Here is a 17,096-nt window from a genome sequence, read left to right as displayed (position 1 = left end):
GTTAAACCAATTCGCAATAATACTTAATCATTTTAAGGGATTAATACTTGTGGCGCACGTTGATTATAGAACAAAGTGATAATTTATTATCTGTTTTTTTACTAGAAAGGGAGTAATTACGACTATTTGCTCAATTGAGGCTGGAAAGTTGGTTATTAAAGCTGAAAAAGCCCAGTAAAAACTGGGCTAAAACAAGGGAGTTTAGTGATTAATAAAAAGAATATTTTAAAGTAAGTGACGTTGTACGTCCGTTAATAGTACGGGCACGGATAATGTCGTTATCTGGTACTGAGCCTTCTTCTGCTTCTGTGATACCTATGGTGTCAAACAGGTTGTTCACATTAAGCGATAGGCTTAAGTTTTCAGACAAGTTGTAACTTACAAAGCCATTTACTTGTGTGTAGCCATCGAACTGAAGATCATTACTATCTTGTGCGTAAGCATCTGTTGTACCAATAAAGCTCAGACCCGCTGCACCTTTGTCAAAGTTGTAAGTGGCCATTAGTGAGTAGATAAGGTCAGCTTGACGACGTGGTGTATTACCTACTAACTCCGGCGATAACGCATCTTTAGCGATTTCTGCATCTGTCCATGTAAAGTTACCACGGAAATCCCAATCGCCTACGTAGTAAGTTGATTCAACCTCAATACCTTTGGCTTCATATTCGCGGTCAAAGAATTTTTGCGATGTGGCTTCGAAGTTTTGTTCTTCAGTTTCTGCATAGAATGCTGTTGCAAATACTGATAGTGAATCAAAACGTTTTTTCACACCGAATTCGTATTGATTTACTTCATCAATCGCATCGGCTTCAGCAACTGAACCATCCGCTTCTACTTTACCGAATAGTAAGCGATCTGCATTTGCACGGCCGCCTTTACTAATACGAGCAAATGTCGCAAAGCTTGGATCAATTTGGTAATTAGCACCAATTGAGTATGAGCTGTAGTGCCAGTCATAGTTAACAATGCTTGGGTTTGCGTTATCTATACCAACTACACTTTGCTCCGGAATTGAGATTGTACCGTCGCTATTCATATCAACAGTTGATGTTACGGCGCCTGCGTAGTTACCACGCGCTTCACCTGAATCGTAACGAGCACTTGCATCAATGCTTAAGTCACCAAATTTAGTTGCTAAGTTAATGTAAGGTGCACGTGTTTCGTACTCTGTATCATAGTTGCGTTGACAGCAGTTACCCCAATAAGGAGTGCCATAGGCATATAAGCCATTATCAGAATAGCTATCACCATTAGCAGCGTACACATCGAGTAATGCTGCGTTATCGCCTTTTAGCTCCATAACATATGAGTTCCAAAGCCATGACATATCAATTGATTGGCTTGATGCAAAGTAACCAAAGGTCATGCTTGTGTCATCAGAAAACGATTTAGTTAACTTAAGGTCGTTAACTATTGAACCCATGTCGTTTAGTGTTACATCAAATGTGTGGATGCGCATTGCTAAATCGTCATCGCCATAAGCTTGGCCTGCTGAGCCACCATTTGCATAAACAAGTGATGCGCCATCACCAGCAATGCTAGAGGCAATTGAGCTTGCACTTGCTACTTCAGCTGGAATAAGAGAAATAAAATTACCGCTTACAGATGATGTTCTAAAACGGTTTTCGATGCGCCAGTCGTTATCTAAATCAAAAGCAGCTTCAAAGCCAACAGATGTAACAACCGGATTCATACCATCAGTCATGTCACCAGTGCTAATTTGATTATCACCATTTAAACGCAGTGTTTGTGTGAAAAGTGCTGAATGTGGCGTATCTGATTGTGCATCAAAACCAGGGATTGAATCGCCATTTGAGTACATAGGCATAGGTAGGTAACCTACACTTTTATCATCAAGGTGCTTAAAGTAAACACGCACATAGCCGGCATCAAATTCTTTAGTAAGGTTCGCCTTAATCTGGCCCCCTTTATTTGATGTATATCCAGTTTCACGCGGGCCTTCGCCTTGGCGAACAAAACCACCTATGTGATAACGCACACTGTCGTTAAGATAAGTACCATACTCAAAGTCTGTGCGAATTGAGTCATAATCAAGGCCTACAGTGGTTGATACACTGCCAGACTCGTTCTCACCGGTTTTAGAAATAAAGTTGATGATACCGCCTGGTGCATCACTTGCCGCTGTAGATGCTGAGCCACCACGGATTGATTCAACACTCTGTACTGTTGAATCTAAGCGCATGAAGATATCTGCGTTACCAAAAGCAATATCGCCAAACTGCATCACAGGTAAGCCGTCTTCTTGTAGTTGTAAGAATTTGGCACCACCCGATGCAACTGGTAAGCCACGTACTGCGATGTTGGCGTTACCTTCACCGCCAGTTGATTCTGAACGTACACCCGGGATTGTTCTGAATGCTTCTGCGGTAGAGCGTGGTGTTGATACTTCAATTTCAGCTAATGTAACACTGCTAACTGAAGAACTTGATGCCATAATTGTCGTACGGCGCGGTACACCTGTTACAACAATCGTTTCAAGGCCGCTTTTTTTAGCCTCTGGTTGTGCTTGCTCTTCAGCGTGTAAGTTTTGACTTACTGCTAATGCAAGCGCGCTTAATGTATAAAGGGCATGTTTGTGTGTTGTCATAATGTGCCTCGTCTCAATCCCAGATGGTTTGTTGTCTAAATTGCTATCTTAATCGATTAAGTAAAGATAACAATAATTTTACATAATGCAAGTTTTTTAGCGAAAAATTTGCACAATTTATGTTCGACAATTGATTTTTAAGAGTTTTATTTAGTGGCTTAGTGCGCTGTGCTGCGCTAATGCTTGCTCAGCAGGGTCACGTAAATAGTTATATAGCATGGCTAAAAACAATAAACATGCGAAACCTGTTGCGAGATAAAAGCCGTAACGAATGTGACCAAAGTAGTCACTGATCACACCCATTAATAACGGCCCCGCTGCAGCCGAAAGGGCGGTAAAAAACAAAATAACCCCAGCGACCGCACCGTGTTGCTGAACCGCAAAGCAAGAAATACCTTTCGAGTTTAAAGTTGGGTAGATCATCGACATAAACAGCCCCGATAATGGTAATAAGAATACCGCCCAATCAACGCCACCAAAAATTAAGCCTAAATAACAAAGAGCAATGCCTAAGCTTAGATACAGCATTGCCGCTTGCCAACTTAAATGATTTAACAGCCATACCGCTAAGAAACGCCCTGCAGCACGTAAAATGAAAAATAGGGTTAGCGCATATGTTGCCAGTAATTGCCATGGGCCGTTGTAATCACTAAGTAAAGTGGGCATCCATACATATATAGCCACTTCGGTCGCAACATAAAGAGCAATTGCTAAGGAAAAGCCAAGTGCATAGGGGTTTTTCATCATACTCATTGTGGTTGCAAGTGATGCTGGTTTAGCATGCTTTTCAAGCTTTTTAGGTTTAGGGTATTCTGCACGCCAAGCGATTAAGGTCAAAATTAAGCATAAGACCCCAGCGATGACATAAAGATAAGTCCAGCTTACCTGTTGGGTGATTAAAAAGCTGACAAGTGCAGGGCCTACAATGGCTCCAACACCAAAGAAGCCTTCGACCAAGTTCATTGTTTTTGTATGCTCTAAATTGTTTTTAGAGATGTCACCTAGTAACGCCAATGCGCCGGTTTTGAACAAGCCAATAGCAAGGCCAATGCAGCTAAGTAGCACTACAAATATACTAAAACTGCTGCTAACGGCAAATAAGAAACAACTTATTGTAAATAAGCCTAGTCCCAGCATTATGGTTTGCTTGCGACCAAAACTATCAGCCAAAAAACCTAAAAATAGGCCGCTAAAGGCAATTAATGCCATTGGTGCATAATGAAAGGCACTGGCCTGAGTCATGCTTAAGTTAAATTCATTGATAAGCTCTGGAATGATCATACCAACCGCATCAGATGTCATAGCAAACATAAAAAACATCATGTATGTCAGCCATCTAATGGTTTGCAAAGGATCGTGTGTTCTATTCATTGTTGTATCCCCACCGAAAGGTCTGCACCTTTACTATATATATTAGTGTATAAAAATTGTAAAAACTGCTTGAATAATTTGCTGTCGTGGTTAAAGATATATCTTAATCGATTAAGTTTCAACTTGGTATTAACAATTATGATCAACAATAAAGTGCAATTAATCACCTACGCAGACCGAATTACAGGTCAAGGTATTGATGAGTTAAGTAATTTATTAAATGGCCCACTTAACAATGTGTTTGCAGGTGTACATTTGTTGCCATTTTATAACCCGATTGATGGCAGTGATGCTGGCTTTGATCCCATTGATCATAGCGAAGTAGACTCGCGTCTTGGTAGCTGGGACGATATTAAAGTGCTTGGTGCCAACTATGATTTAATGGCTGACTTAATTGTTAACCATGTTTCAGCACAGTCTTTTCAATTTAAAGATGTATTAGCTAAAGGCAAGCAATCTGAGTTTTGGGATTTATTTCTAACCAAAGATGATGTATTCCCAAATGGTATGTCTGAGGCTGAACAACAAGCGATTTATCGTCCGCGTCCTGGTAGCTGCTTTACGCCAATTGCATGCGGCGATGGCCAAACCTATGATTTTTGGACTACATTTACCGATAATCAAATTGATATTAATGTGAAATCAACGGCGGGCATCGAGTACTTAAATACTGTACTTGGCAAATTTGCTGATAATAATGTTAACATTATTCGTTTAGATGCTGCTGGTTACGCTATCAAAGAAGCAGGCACAAACTGCTTTATGCTTGACGAAACATTTGAATATTTAAATAAGCTTTCTGCGCAAGCTAATGAAGCAGGTATGGAAACCATTGCTGAGATTCATAGCCACTTCCAAACTCAGGTTGAAGTCGCAAAGCGTGTAAACATGGTATATGACTTTGCCTTACCACCACTTATTTTACACAGTTTGTTTAGCAATGATGCGCAAGCTCTACTGAACTGGCTAACAATTTCGCCGCGTAACTGTTTAACGGTTCTCGATACCCATGATGGCATTGGTATCATTGATGCGGGCCCTATGGGTGATAAACCGGGCTTATTAAACGCCGCGCAAATTGATAACTTGGTAGAAACCATTCATGAAAAAAGTGAAGGGCAAAGTCGCCTTGCAACTGGTGCAGCTGCAAGTAACGTTGATTTATACCAAGTAAACTGTACATATTACAATGCATTGGGCGCAGATGACTTTGATTACCTACTAGCGCGTGCGATTCAATTCTTTGCACCAGGTATTCCACAAGTTTATTATGGCGGCCTGTTCGCTTGTGAAAATGATATGGAATTACTGGCTCGCACAAATGTAGGTCGTGATATTAATCGCCCATATTTAAATGCACAAGACATTGATGCAGCGCTTGCTAAACCTGTCGTTAAAGGCTTGATTAAACTCATTCAATTGCGTAATGAGCACTCAGCTTTTAATGGTGAATTTATTGCTAAAGGTGAAGGCAGTGTATGTCGTTTAAGCTGGCATGATGATAGCAGCTCAATCGAGTTAAAGGTCGACTTTGCAAGCCGTGAAGTGATGATTCTTGATCAGCGAGATGGCGGGCAAAGCATGACTAATTTAGCTGACTTATTAGCTTAACTGCTTTGACCCAATTGCAGCTGATAGTCGATTTCGGCTGTTTGCTGCTCTTTAGATATAAACAAGGTCGCAGCAATGCGGCCTTTTTCTTCGCTATTTTGATGGACAGTTGTGAGTTTTGGCACAAATCGCTGTCCTTCATCTATACCATCAAAGCCCACAATTCTGACATCCTCAGGAATTGATAACCCCATTTTTAATGCTTCGCGCATTGCGGCAAGGGCGATTAAATCACTCATACACAACAATACATTTGGTCGTGGGGTGCTGCTAAGTGCTTCTTTAGCAGCAATGCTAGCGAAGCGTTCGCTACTTTCTGGAATATTCCATGTTCTATCATCACCAAGGGTGACGCCAGCATCGCTGATTGCTTGGTGATAACCGCGCAGTCGTTGATGAGCGATAGACTGACCAGCCTCAAATTCATGATGTTCGTAAACTCGGCATAAAACGTCGTTATCGAGTAAGCGCAGGCCTAAAATAGCAACCCGATCATCATTATTTTGTAGTGCGTGTTTGGCAATATCAAAGCTGGCTTGTTGGTTGTTTACGTTTACAGAGGCATCGCGACCGATGTTAAAATCGACAGTTACCACATGTTTTGGTACTTGTTTCAATTGTTCAACAAGTTGCTTATTACGTGGGCGACCGTAGCAAATAAAACCATCAACAAAATCAACCACGCTATTTAGGTTATCGTTGTTACCTGAAAATAATAAAAGATTGATGCCGTTTTTTTCGAGTACTGCTGACACACCACGCATAAAGCTACTTGCAACCGGATCTGATACCATATATTCAACACTGTCTGGTAGCACTAGGGCAACAATATTAAAGGTGCCACGACGTAATGATTGCGCCGCTTTATTGGGACCAAAATAGCCTAGCTTTTTACATGCAGCTAAGATCTCTTCACGGCGCGCCTTAGATAATTGATCCGGACGGTTAAACGCATTTGATACGGTAGCATTTGAAACACCTAACTCTTTGGCGATACTTTTCAGCGTCCAACTTTTTGGCTTTGTCATTATAGCTTCTTAATCGATTTACTTAATTGTAAATTACCATATAAAGAGTCGAAAAAAAGTGTTTTTAGTCATAAAAATTAACGTACCATAAAAGAATGAGTAAGAGAGCAAAAAAAGGCGAGTAGCGAGTGATTTCTAAGTTACCAAAGTGGGTTGAGATTGGGGCATTTATTTTGGCGTTGGTAGCCGGTTGCGTGAATGCAGTTGGGTTACTTAGTTTTGAACATCAAGCTGTATCACATTTATCAGGAACTGCAACTTTGCTTGGCGCAGATCTAATGCATGGCAATAGCCTTGATGCTTTACATTTATTAGGCGTATTACTGTCATTTTTAGTAGGTTCTGGTATTGCAGGGTTTTTACTGCATAGCTCTGCACTTAAATTAGGTCGTCACTACGACACCGCATTATTAATCGAAGCAGGGCTTTTATTAGGCGCACTTTGGCTATTGTTTAATGGCTCTGGTTATGGGCACTTTTTGGCTTCTGCGGCATGTGGATTACAAAACGCATTGGCAACGACCTACAGTGGTGCAATCGTTCGTACCACTCATGTGACAGGGATCTTTACTGATTTAGGTATTATGTTTGGTCGTTTTTTCCGAGGTGAGGAGCTTGATAAGCGTAAGGCTAAGCTATTTGGCCTAATCATCTTCGGCTTTATTTTAGGTGGCTTATCAGGTGCATGGTTATTTGCAAAATTTAGCTTTTCGGCGCTTTATGTACCAAGTATTATATGTATTTTATTGGCATTGACCTATCGGGTTTATACTCGTTGCAATCCTAGGTTTAATGGTTAGCGATACTCTTAGGGGTTGCGCCAAAGGCTTGTTTAAACACACGACTAAAATGGCTCGGGTTATTAAAACCTAATTGATAACAAACCTGACTAATAGCCTCACCTTTTTCGAGCAATTTGTATGCTTTTTGTAAGCGTAATTGCTGCTGCCAAAGAGCTGGGGTGACACCAAATGCTAGCTTAAATTGCTGATAAAACTTACTGCGGCTCATACACGCTATCTTACATAACACATCAATATCAATATTCTCTGCGAGATGTTGTTCTATATAGCTAATTACATGGCTCATTGGAGTGGCAAGTTTACCTTTCTTACAGCTTGCGATCATTAAATCTCGGCTTTGTTGCTGTAATAGGCGGGTTATTAACTCATTGAGTGATAGATCAATTAAGTAATCACGGTGTTGTTCATTTTCGCTAAACAGAGTAATCATCCGTTCAAGCAGTTGTTGGGTTTGCAGGTTATGCTGTGTATGGACTAGCTTCGTTTGATATTGGAAAAAGTCATCTTGTGTAATTTTCTGGTTAAAATTTAGTATATCAACTACTTGGCTTATTTTGTCTGTGCTAATTTCAATCGCTAAACAGGTTGTTGGTTGGTTGAGCGAAGCATTTGGAAAATCGATTAATACACCTTGCTCTGGGGCCAGTACAAATGACTGGTTTGGCAAGAACTCTTCATGATAATCACTGTCAGCAACATGCATGATTTTTTTGCCACTGATCATGCCGCAAAATAATAATTCAGTGGAATGCAGCGCTACTTTTTGCGCATCTAAATAGGTGTCGTAAATACTTAATTCAGCATGCTCTCCAGCAAAACTTACTTTATTTTCAATAAGCACATCAATACGTTGCCGTTTCTTATCTAAACTTCTGCTGCTAACTGATGTGTTCATTGTTGCCTCGCTGTCGCCCTAAATTCTGGACAAATAGTCAAAAAGTCTGGACTAGGAATCAAGTGTACTTCTATTAACTAAGCTAACTTCAAAAGCTAGCGGTTCATTAAACAATAACCTACCGCGTAATTTAGTCAATGCTAAATAAAACACAACAATTTGAAGAGAGAACACATTATGATTTATGCAAACCCAGGTAGTGAAGGCGCAAAAGTTAATTTTAAAGCGCAATACGAGAATTATATTGGTGGCCAATGGGTTGCCCCTGTAAAAGGAGAATACTTTGAAAACATCAGCCCTGTGAACGGTAAAGTGTTTTGTAAAGTACCTCGTTCATCAAAAGAAGATATCGAGCTGGCACTTGATAAAGCCCATGATGCAAAAGCAGCGTGGGGAACAACGTCAGTCACAGAGCGCAGTAATATCTTATTAAAAATAGCCGATCGCATTGAACAAAATCTAGAGATGCTCGCGGTTGCAGAAACCTGGGATAATGGTAAAGCAATTCGTGAAACTCTGGCGGCAGACGTGCCATTAGCGGCCGATCACTTTCGCTATTTCGCAGGCTGTGTTCGCGCACAAGAAGGCTCTATTGGTGAGATTGACGAAACCACCGTTGCGTATCATTTCCATGAGCCTCTGGGTGTAGTAGGGCAAATTATTCCTTGGAATTTCCCATTATTAATGGCTGCATGGAAGCTTGCTCCAGCTCTTGCTGCGGGCAACTGTGTTGTTTTAAAACCGGCTGAACAAACACCTGCATCAATTTTAGTGCTGCTTGAAGTCATCGGTGATTTGTTACCAGCAGGTGTTCTAAATATTGTGAACGGTTATGGTAAAGAAGCTGGCGAAGCCCTCGCAACCAGTACTCGAATTGCTAAAATTGCCTTTACAGGTTCAACGCCGGTAGGTTCACATATTTTAAAATGTGCTGCTGATAATATTATTCCATCAACGGTCGAACTAGGTGGTAAATCGCCAAATATCTTTTTTAACGATGTAATGGAAAAAGATGATGAGTTTTTGAGTAAAGCTATAGAAGGGGCTGTACTTGCATACTTTAATCAAGGCGAAGTTTGTACCTGTCCATCGCGTTTATTTATTCAAGAAGACATTTACGAGCAGTTTATTGAGCGTGTTCTTGCCCGCACTTTACAAATCAAACGTGGTAACCCACTTGATACAGAAACCATGGTCGGCGCACAAGCATCGCAAGCTCAGTTTGATAAGATCCTAAGTTACATCGAAATTGGTAAACAAGAAGGGGCTGAAGTACTCGCTGGCGGTGAAGTAGAGCAGCTGTCAGATGAGTTTAACGGTGGCTACTACATTCAACCAACACTTTTAAAAGGCACCAACGACATGCGTGTGTTCCAAGAAGAAATCTTTGGCCCCGTTATTTCAATGTCGACCTTTACAGATGAAGAGGAAGCATTAGCACTTGCCAATAGCTCAGAGTTTGGCTTAGGGGCTGGTGTATGGAGCAGAAATATGAATCGTGCTTATCACTTTGGCCGTAAGATTGAAGCGGGCCGCGTTTGGACAAACTGCTATCACATGTATCCAGCGCACGCTGCGTTCGGTGGATATAAAAAATCAGGCATTGGCCGCGAAACACATAAACTCGCCCTTGATCATTACCAGCAAACTAAAAACCTATTAGTAAGTTACAGTGAAAATCCACTGGGCTTCTTTTAAAAGCAATTTCTTATTGTTGTCGAAACTACCCAAACGCCACGTCTAGTGGCGTTTTTATTTTGCGCAAATGTATTCCCAAATCTTCTTTTCTGTTATTAATAAATCATTGTTGAGTAAGGAATTTCAAACATGATTAGAAATACAACGGTTGATGATAGTAAAGCCATTGCTGCAATTTACAATCACTATGTTCTCAATAGTACGGTTACATTTGAAGTTGATGCTATCACAGACGTTGAAATAGCAAAGCGGATACAGGCTAATCTTGCCTCTGGCTTACCTTGGTTGGTTGCCGAAATTAATGGCAAGGTTATTGGATATTGTTATGCAACACCTTGGAAAGCACGTAAAGCTTACCAACACTCAGTGGAAATTTCGATTTATTTAGATGCTGGTAGTCATGCAAAAGGGGTTGGTACACAGCTCTACGCTGCACTGTTTGCTCAGCTAAAAGCGCAAAATGTACATGCTGTTATGGCAGGGATTGCATTACCTAATGTAGCAAGTATCGCCTTGCATGAAAAATATAATATGCAAAAGGTCGCGCATTTCCAGCAAGTTGGAAAAAAGTTCGCTCAGTGGGTTGATGTAGCTTATTGGCAAGTTATTTTATAACGGGCATAAAAAAGCCTGGCGAACACACAAGCCAGGCCTTTGACAACAATTTGGTTGAGTCACCGCAAGTGCCATGACTCGGAATAAAAAAGCTTAGAGAACACACAAACTAAGCTTTTGACAACAATTTGGTTGAGTCACCGCATGTGCCATGACTCGGAATAAAAAAGCTTAGAGAACACACAAACTAAGCTTTTGACAACAATTTGGTTGAGTCACCGCAAGTGCAATGACTCGGAATAAAAAAGCTTAGAGAACACACAAACTAAGCTTTTGACAACAATTTGGTTGAGTCACCGCAAGTGCAATGACTCGGAATAAAAAAGCTTAGAGAACACACAAACTAAGCTTTTGACAACAATTTGGTTGAGTCACCGCATGTGCCATGACTCGGAATAAAAAAGCTTAGAGAACACACAAGCTAAGCTTTTGACAACAATTTGGTTGAGTCACCGCAAGTGCCATGACTCGATATATGAAAAAGCCCAGAGAACACACAAGCTAGACTTTTTGTGACAACAATTCCGTTATAAAGCTAAGTTTTTCTTAGCGCGGTTTAGGTTGTGATTGACTAAATCATTACCCGATATTTTTACCGCTTCATAAAAATCTGACAGTGCAGCTGTGTCGTTTTTCGACATGATGCGTGCGATACCTCGATTACTTAAAGCGAAAGAAGTTAGCTCTCGGCGTTTATATCCGCGTACTTCGCTTGTATTAAGAAGCTTGATAGCTTCAGTACAAAGTGATTCTGCATCACTGAAGTTTTTAGACTTCACACTTGCTGCGCAACGATTGAATGCAAGTTCGTATTGGCTGTTTGAGTCAGTCGCTTGAGCTGTGCTATTTAACACTGCATCATATTGGCCTTGCATAATTGCTTGCGATGAATCTGAGTCGCTAATTACCATTAGTTTGTAGTCACTTTGATCAGCGATTGCAAAAGCTGAACATGTCAATAAAGAGCTAAGAGCAAGTCGTTTTAAAAGTGGTTTAAACATGATTGGTTTCCTCGTTAATCGCAGCATCGTTTGCTGATGAGTTAACTTTAGAGTAATCCATCTAAATCGACAAACGATTAAAATAAACCTGATAGATGAATTTTTTTAATCTATTCATATGTGAAGTACTTTTCATTGCCACAACAATGTCTTAGTGATTAAATAGGGTGTTTTTTGAACATAATGACTATTTAAAATGGATTTTTATGAAACGCTTGGCGCTTTACTCATCACTTATCTTTACAGCTCTTAACTTTAGCTCACTTAGTGTGGACATATGTCGCGCCAATGAGGCTAATACAGTAACTAACTCTGAAATTAATTGGTCTGAGCTTGCTATCAAAGATGTTGAAGCGGCTTATCAGTTATCGGTTATAAACCACCCTGGGATGCATGATGTGCGTAACTCTGGGTTTGTAAAACAGCTCGAAAAAGCAAAGCAAGAAGGCTTAAAGCTGGCTGTAAAAGCGCATAGTTCACAAGGTTTTTCTGCAGCTATTGCACGTTTTAGAACCATACTACAAGATGGTCATGCGGGAGCGGTTGATACCTTACCAAGTGAACTAAAGCCACAAAGAAGTTGGCCGGGCTTTTCAACTGTTTGGCGCGGTGATGCGTTGAAAGTGTATTACAGCGAACTAGATACAGTTGCCAAAGGCGATAAGCTCGTGAGCTGTGATAATACAGCAATTGATACTTTGCTAGTTGAGCGTGTTTTTCGCTATTACGGAGAAGTTGAACAACCCGGTAGTTGGTGGAACCATGGTTGGCGACTAACGATTGATGATGGAAATCCATTTTTGTCGCCTCTTGAGCGCTGCACTTTCGAAAAAGCCGACGGCTCTGCTTACAGCTTAAAGTTAAACTGGCGTATTAGGCCTGATACTGTCAGTGAAAATCTTAAAAATGCTTACAACGGCGATAAGTTACCAATTGAGCTTAATTGGCCTTTAGAGAATATTGCTTGGATCAGCATGCCAACTTTTGCACCCAATGAGCAGCAGCAAGCGGATTATCAAGCGATGCTGAGCGCTATTGAACAGCAACATGATAAGTTAATGCAAGCTAAAGCTGTGGTGCTTGATCTTCGTCATAATCAAGGTGGCTCATCGATGTGGAGTGAGCAAATAGCCTCAGCACTTTGGGGCAGTGAACAGTTTAAATATGGCCGCTATGAGTTACACAAAAATACCCAAGTGTGGTGGCGAACTTCTAAAGGTAATACTGACTATTTAGGTGATGTAGTCGCAAGCTATGATAAGGCTAGCCCGTGGTATCAATGGCTAAAGACGACCCACGAAAGTATGCAGGCGGCTTATGAAAAGGGTGAACATTATTATGTCGAGATACCTGCAGCAGAGCGACAAGCAATGCCAAAAAATGCCAGCAAATTTACTACACCGGTTTATGTGATTGTGCCAGGGCAATGTGCTAGCGCCTGTTTAGATGCACTGGATAGTTTTAAGCTGTTTGCAAACACACAATTAGTAGGCGCACCAAGTAGTACAGACTCTACCTATATGGAAGTGAGGCTCGAAACCTTACCTTCAGGCTTTGCTAAAGTCATTCTGCCGATAAAGGTCTATGTAAATAGACCACGTGAAAAAGGCTTTTATTATCAACCTGATATTAAATTCAATGAGCTTGAATGGACAACACAAGCGCTTGTTAAAATGATAGCTGAGTTGTAATTAAACAAGTTCTCCTTGCTTTTTTATATAATATGAATACGATCTGTATATGTTTTATATATAGGTCATATGATGGGTATTGTTAAAATTAGCGATGAGCTACACGAAGAAATCCGTAAAGCAAGTACAGCGATGGTGCGCTCAATTAACTCGCAATCTGAGTATTGGATTAAAATAGGCATGCTTGCTGAGCTTAATCCTACCATGACCTACAGCGATATTATTAAAGAGCAACTTCGCCAAGCTGATGTGAAGGCTAAGGATGTAAGTGATGAGTAAGGTTGTGATTAAAGATGCAGATGAAATTGCATTGATGCGAGAGTCTGGTCGATTACTTGCTGATGTATTTGCTTATCTTGACCCTTTAGTAAAAGAGGGCGTGACTACAATGGAAATAAACGATCTCGTTGAACGCTACATTGTTGAGCAGTTACAAGCAAGGCCATCAAGTAAAGGGCAGTACGACTACCCTTATGTATTAAATGCCTCTGTGAATGAGGTGGTATGTCATGGTTTTCCAAGCGACAAAGGCATTTTGAAAGCAGGCGATATTGTGAATATTGATATCACTCTCGAGAAAAATGGCTATTTAGCTGACTCTAGCAAAATGTACTTAATTGGTGATGTATCGCCTTTAGCAAAACGTTTGGTAGACACTACCCAGCAAGCCCTGTGGCACGCAATTAAAATGGTAAAACCAGGTGTGAGGCTGGGGGATATTGGTAATGCGATTGCAAATTTTGCTCATCAACATGGTTATAGTGTGGTTAAAGAGTACTGTGGTCATGGCATCGGCCAGCAAATGCACGAAGAGCCACAAGTATTACATTACGGCAAGAAAAATACGGGGCTTGTACTAAAAGAGGGGATGACCTTTACGATAGAGCCAATGATCAATCAAGGGGCAGCTAAGGTAAAAACTAAGCCAGATGGTTGGACCGTAGTTACAAAAGATAAAAAGCTTTCTGCGCAATGGGAGCATACTTTAGCGGTAACGGCTGAGGGAGTTGAAGTGTTGACCTTGCGTGAAGAAGAGCAACACTTTTTAAACTAAATTGTGTATTAACAGGCTAATTCAGTAACAGACTCTTCTGCTAACCAGTTTAGGGCCGCTGTTTTTGACTTAAACACATTCATTACCATGCCTGCTCGTTTATACAAATTGCAGTAGGTATCGGTAAGTAAGCTTCCGCCTTCAAGCCCCTCTTTGATGACAAAGGCTGTTTTTGCTGGTGCAATGCCTTTACGTCGCAGTTCTACAAAGTACACCATCAGCTTTTCGAGTGCCCCAGGAGTTGCCATGCATGAGTTTTCAAACTCAACCAATTCAAACCATTGGCCATAATCAGTGGTGAGTTTATTAATGTAATCTTTTTGCATAAAAGAGTGCGCGTCAATAATCTCTTCGTTGAAAGGCCCTATGGCAGTCGTTAAAAGAGTATGTTCATGTTGATAAAACTCGACAAGGCCATGTGGTTTAAAATCTTTGAATGGATAATGGTTGGTTGATACTTTTTTATGCATCCGTTCAATCCCTGAATGTTTATTGAGCTATTGATAATAGCAGTGAAACAAATTAATTCAATCTTTAGGTTTAATCAGTTATTAAAATAATAACAAAAGTATTAGTTTCGATTACCAAGTAGAACCCGCCTGAATGTAAATTGCGTTTTGTTCAGGGCCATGCGCAACATCTATGCCTATGCTAATACCGTAATGTTCATCAATTAAATAACGAAAGCCTGCGCCAACAGTATCAATGGTTTCAGCCTTAGATAAATCAGAAAAATTATCGGCAGCCCAGCCCATGCCAGTAAATAAATTAAGCTTTATTTTCTGCGTGACTTTATAACTTGCTTCTGCTTCGGCCACAAACACATCAAGGCCTTGATATCGAGTTGCAGATACACCCCGTAAGCTAATACTTGGTGGAATATAAACCGGTAAGCGTTTTTTACCACGGTTATTTACTGAGTCATATTGCATGCGCAGGGCAAAGTTAAATTTATCGGTGTAACGCCAGTAATTTAAGGCGGTAAGCTTTAGACTGGTGTAATCAACCTTACTGCCAATAGCCTCATCATAATATAAATACTCGGCCTTATAGTTAAAGCCCCGCTCTGGGTTCAGCGGGTTATCTCGGCTATCGTATTCTAGTAACGGACCAATGCCTGAGGTATTTACATCAAGCGATAGATGTTGCTTGATAATATCATTTTCGAGCAGAAAATCTTCGATAGGGTTTTCGGCTAAGCTAATATCAACTTGACGATATATCTGCTTAAAGCCATAAAAGAAGTTACTGTCGTCATAACGTAACTTAAGGTTTTGAAACACCGCAGGGCCTTCAATATTCAACGATAAAGGTGTAAGTAGTTTAATCTCGTCAAAGGTGTAAAAATCAAGGTTTATACTCGCCCAGCCAACAATCCCTTGATAGCGAATTCGGTCTTCATCCCAAAACGTAATGTGGCCAACAGCGCCGCCTTTGGTACCATTTTTAGTGCCCATTAGGCCTACTAAACTGATGCTTTGTGGCAGGGTCGAGCCTTCTTTTTTCTTCTTTTTAGCTTTCTTTTCGTTGTCATGAAAAAACAAACCAACAACCCCAAGGCCTGGCCCTACAGCAGGCTCTGTAATAAAGGTTGGTATAGGAAGAAATGAAATAGGTTCATCAACTTTTTGTTGTTGATTACTTAATTGCTGCTCTGCGGGTTTTATTGCATATTCATCGTAACTCGATGCAAAGCTTTGTGTGCTGAGCAAACTTGCTGTAAGCATATTTATTAGTACAACGTTTTTCACTTAATCCCTTACCTTGTTGTTTCTTTTTACTTCACATTTTAATTTATAGCTGATAGTTAAATTCGAGACGATGATCGCCATCTAAGAAGTCAAGGTTTTCGTTCCAGTTTGCGAAATAGCGTAGATTCATACGTGGGTTAATTTGATAACTGGCTGCAAATTCGTGAGTCAAAATATGGCTTTGGTTTAAACCATAATAGTGATCTTTATAGTTATCGCTTCCGCCGATAGTTGTTAGCCAAAATGGATTGTAGTTAAGCCAAATTTTATCGTTAATAGTAATTTTTGCGTACATACCCACTAAACCATATGCACCCATAATGGAATAACCACTGTCACGACTGCCGTCATCTTCTAGGGTATTTTCACCCAGCGATGCACCGACTCCAGCTAATGGGTAAAACGTAAAGCGTCCCATAGGTTTAAGGGCTTTAATGTAGCTATATGAGACATCCATGCTTTCGTCAGCAACAAGGTTGGCATTGAGGTTATAGTTAGCATCAATCTGTGTTGCACTCATTGAGCTTAAGTCAACCGAGAAATTACGAAAGCGAAATGAGTCAATAGAATCTGTCGTTCTGCTATCGCTTTCCCAACCAAGCACATCACCATAAATACCTTTGACTTCAATAACATTCATGCCAGCAGTTGTAGCTATACCTGTATCGTATGCTTGACCCACTTTAAAATTAAGGCCCTTGTTTGTCGCACCGGTACCGGCTTGTGTATAAACAGCCAGTGGATCAGACATGTCTTGTACTTCTTTTTGTTCAGTTGCAAAGCATGAAGCTGAGAAAATGAGGATAAGTGGAGTAAATTGAAGAGAAGTCATGTGCTGTCCTTACACAAAATATTAGAATAGATATACTTTCTTTCGCTACTTATAGCTTATTTATTAATCGAGTTCAATTGTCTAAAGCATATAATACTTGCTAAATTTAAAAAGCTTCTCTTAGCCTCTAACTATCAA

The 17,096-nt window shown here is 40.5% G+C and carries 15 protein-coding genes; 7 read left to right on the top strand and 8 right to left on the bottom strand.

Features of this window, described 5'->3' with window-relative positions:
- Window positions 1–208 precede the first annotated feature (208 nt).
- Both EVU92_RS19400 and EVU92_RS19395 read right to left on the bottom strand, forming a co-directional pair.
- Entirely contained in the window at window positions 209–2,608 is a 2,400-nt protein-coding gene (locus tag EVU92_RS19400) for a TonB-dependent receptor (RefSeq protein ID WP_130052795.1), read from the bottom strand.
- Window positions 2,609–2,758: 150 nt separating this feature from the next.
- Window positions 2,759–3,979 carry an MFS transporter gene (locus EVU92_RS19395; RefSeq protein ID WP_130052794.1) on the bottom strand — a complete coding sequence of 407 codons (1,221 nt, stop codon included), beginning with the start codon at window positions 3,977–3,979 and terminating at the stop codon, window positions 2,759–2,761.
- A gap of 138 nt (window positions 3,980–4,117) precedes the next feature.
- Between EVU92_RS19395 and gtfA the strand changes: the two genes are divergently transcribed.
- Entirely contained in the window at window positions 4,118–5,590 is a 1,473-nt protein-coding gene (gtfA, locus tag EVU92_RS19390) for a sucrose phosphorylase (protein WP_130052793.1), read from the top strand.
- Here gtfA and EVU92_RS19385 read toward each other — a convergent pair.
- Window positions 5,587–6,618: a LacI family DNA-binding transcriptional regulator gene (locus tag EVU92_RS19385; RefSeq protein ID WP_130052792.1), complete on the bottom strand. Its 1,032-nt coding sequence runs from the start codon at window positions 6,616–6,618 to the stop codon at window positions 5,587–5,589. The two genes, gtfA and EVU92_RS19385, sit on opposite strands and share 4 nt — an antisense overlap.
- Window positions 6,619–6,746: 128 nt before the next feature.
- Between EVU92_RS19385 and EVU92_RS19380 the strand changes: the two genes are divergently transcribed.
- Window positions 6,747–7,418, top strand: a complete 672-nt coding sequence (locus tag EVU92_RS19380; protein ID WP_130052791.1) for a YoaK family protein — start codon at window positions 6,747–6,749, stop codon at window positions 7,416–7,418.
- Here the strand turns inward: EVU92_RS19380 and EVU92_RS19375 are convergent.
- The gene (locus EVU92_RS19375) at window positions 7,408–8,316 is read right to left on the bottom strand and encodes an AraC family transcriptional regulator (RefSeq protein WP_130052790.1); all 909 of its coding nucleotides are present in this window, start codon (window positions 8,314–8,316) and stop codon (window positions 7,408–7,410) included. The two genes, EVU92_RS19380 and EVU92_RS19375, sit on opposite strands and share 11 nt — an antisense overlap.
- Window positions 8,317–8,493: 177 nt before the next feature.
- Here EVU92_RS19375 and EVU92_RS19370 point away from each other — a divergent pair, with 177 nt between their 5' ends.
- Together EVU92_RS19370 and EVU92_RS19365 are read left to right on the top strand one after the other, a co-directional pair.
- Window positions 8,494–10,014 (top strand): aldehyde dehydrogenase family protein, encoded by a 1,521-nt coding sequence (locus EVU92_RS19370; RefSeq protein WP_130052789.1) that lies wholly within the window; start codon window positions 8,494–8,496, stop codon window positions 10,012–10,014.
- A gap of 129 nt (window positions 10,015–10,143) precedes the next feature.
- A complete protein-coding gene (locus EVU92_RS19365) occupies window positions 10,144–10,629 on the top strand; it encodes a GNAT family N-acetyltransferase (RefSeq protein ID WP_130052788.1) in 486 nt (161 codons plus the stop codon).
- Between the two features lie 527 nt (window positions 10,630–11,156).
- Here EVU92_RS19365 and EVU92_RS19360 read toward each other — a convergent pair.
- On the bottom strand, window positions 11,157–11,630 hold the full coding sequence (locus EVU92_RS19360) for a hypothetical protein (protein ID WP_130052787.1): 474 nt from the start codon (window positions 11,628–11,630) through the stop codon (window positions 11,157–11,159).
- Window positions 11,631–11,836: 206 nt separating this feature from the next.
- On the opposite strand from EVU92_RS19360, the gene EVU92_RS19355 reads away from it, so the two are divergent.
- The 3 genes from EVU92_RS19355 (at window position 11,837) to map (ending at window position 14,375) form a co-directional block, all read left to right on the top strand.
- Window positions 11,837–13,321, top strand: a complete 1,485-nt coding sequence (locus EVU92_RS19355) for a S41 family peptidase (RefSeq protein WP_130052786.1) — start codon at window positions 11,837–11,839, stop codon at window positions 13,319–13,321.
- Between the two features lie 72 nt (window positions 13,322–13,393).
- Window positions 13,394–13,600 carry a ParD-like family protein gene (locus EVU92_RS19350; RefSeq protein WP_119853080.1) on the top strand — a complete coding sequence of 69 codons (207 nt, stop codon included), beginning with the start codon at window positions 13,394–13,396 and terminating at the stop codon, window positions 13,598–13,600.
- Complete coding sequence (gene map / locus EVU92_RS19345; protein ID WP_130052785.1) at window positions 13,593–14,375, top strand: type I methionyl aminopeptidase; 783 nt, start codon at window positions 13,593–13,595, stop codon at window positions 14,373–14,375. The genes EVU92_RS19350 and map overlap by 8 nt, the downstream gene beginning before the upstream one ends.
- An 8-nt stretch (window positions 14,376–14,383) precedes the next feature.
- Here map and EVU92_RS19340 read toward each other — a convergent pair whose 3' ends face one another.
- The 3 genes from EVU92_RS19340 to EVU92_RS19330 all read right to left on the bottom strand — a co-directional run bounded on the left by EVU92_RS19340 (window position 14,384) and on the right by EVU92_RS19330 (window position 16,958).
- Entirely contained in the window at window positions 14,384–14,845 is a 462-nt protein-coding gene (locus EVU92_RS19340) for a hypothetical protein (RefSeq protein ID WP_130052784.1), read from the bottom strand.
- A 111-nt stretch (window positions 14,846–14,956) separates the two neighbouring features.
- Window positions 14,957–16,126, bottom strand: coding sequence for a BamA/TamA family outer membrane protein (locus EVU92_RS19335; RefSeq protein WP_239977939.1), 1,170 nt, complete (start codon window positions 16,124–16,126; stop codon window positions 14,957–14,959).
- Between the two features lie 43 nt (window positions 16,127–16,169).
- Window positions 16,170–16,958: a hypothetical protein gene (locus tag EVU92_RS19330; RefSeq protein WP_130052783.1), complete on the bottom strand. Its 789-nt coding sequence runs from the start codon at window positions 16,956–16,958 to the stop codon at window positions 16,170–16,172.
- Window positions 16,959–17,096 lie beyond the last annotated feature (138 nt).

It is taken from the genome of Pseudoalteromonas sp. MEBiC 03485 (assembly GCF_004195145.1).
GTDB classification, from domain to species: Bacteria; Pseudomonadota; Gammaproteobacteria; order Enterobacterales; family Alteromonadaceae; genus Pseudoalteromonas; species Pseudoalteromonas apostichopi.
The sequence above is the reverse complement of the archived record's forward strand: the minus strand, read 5'-3'. Positions and strand labels throughout refer to the sequence as shown.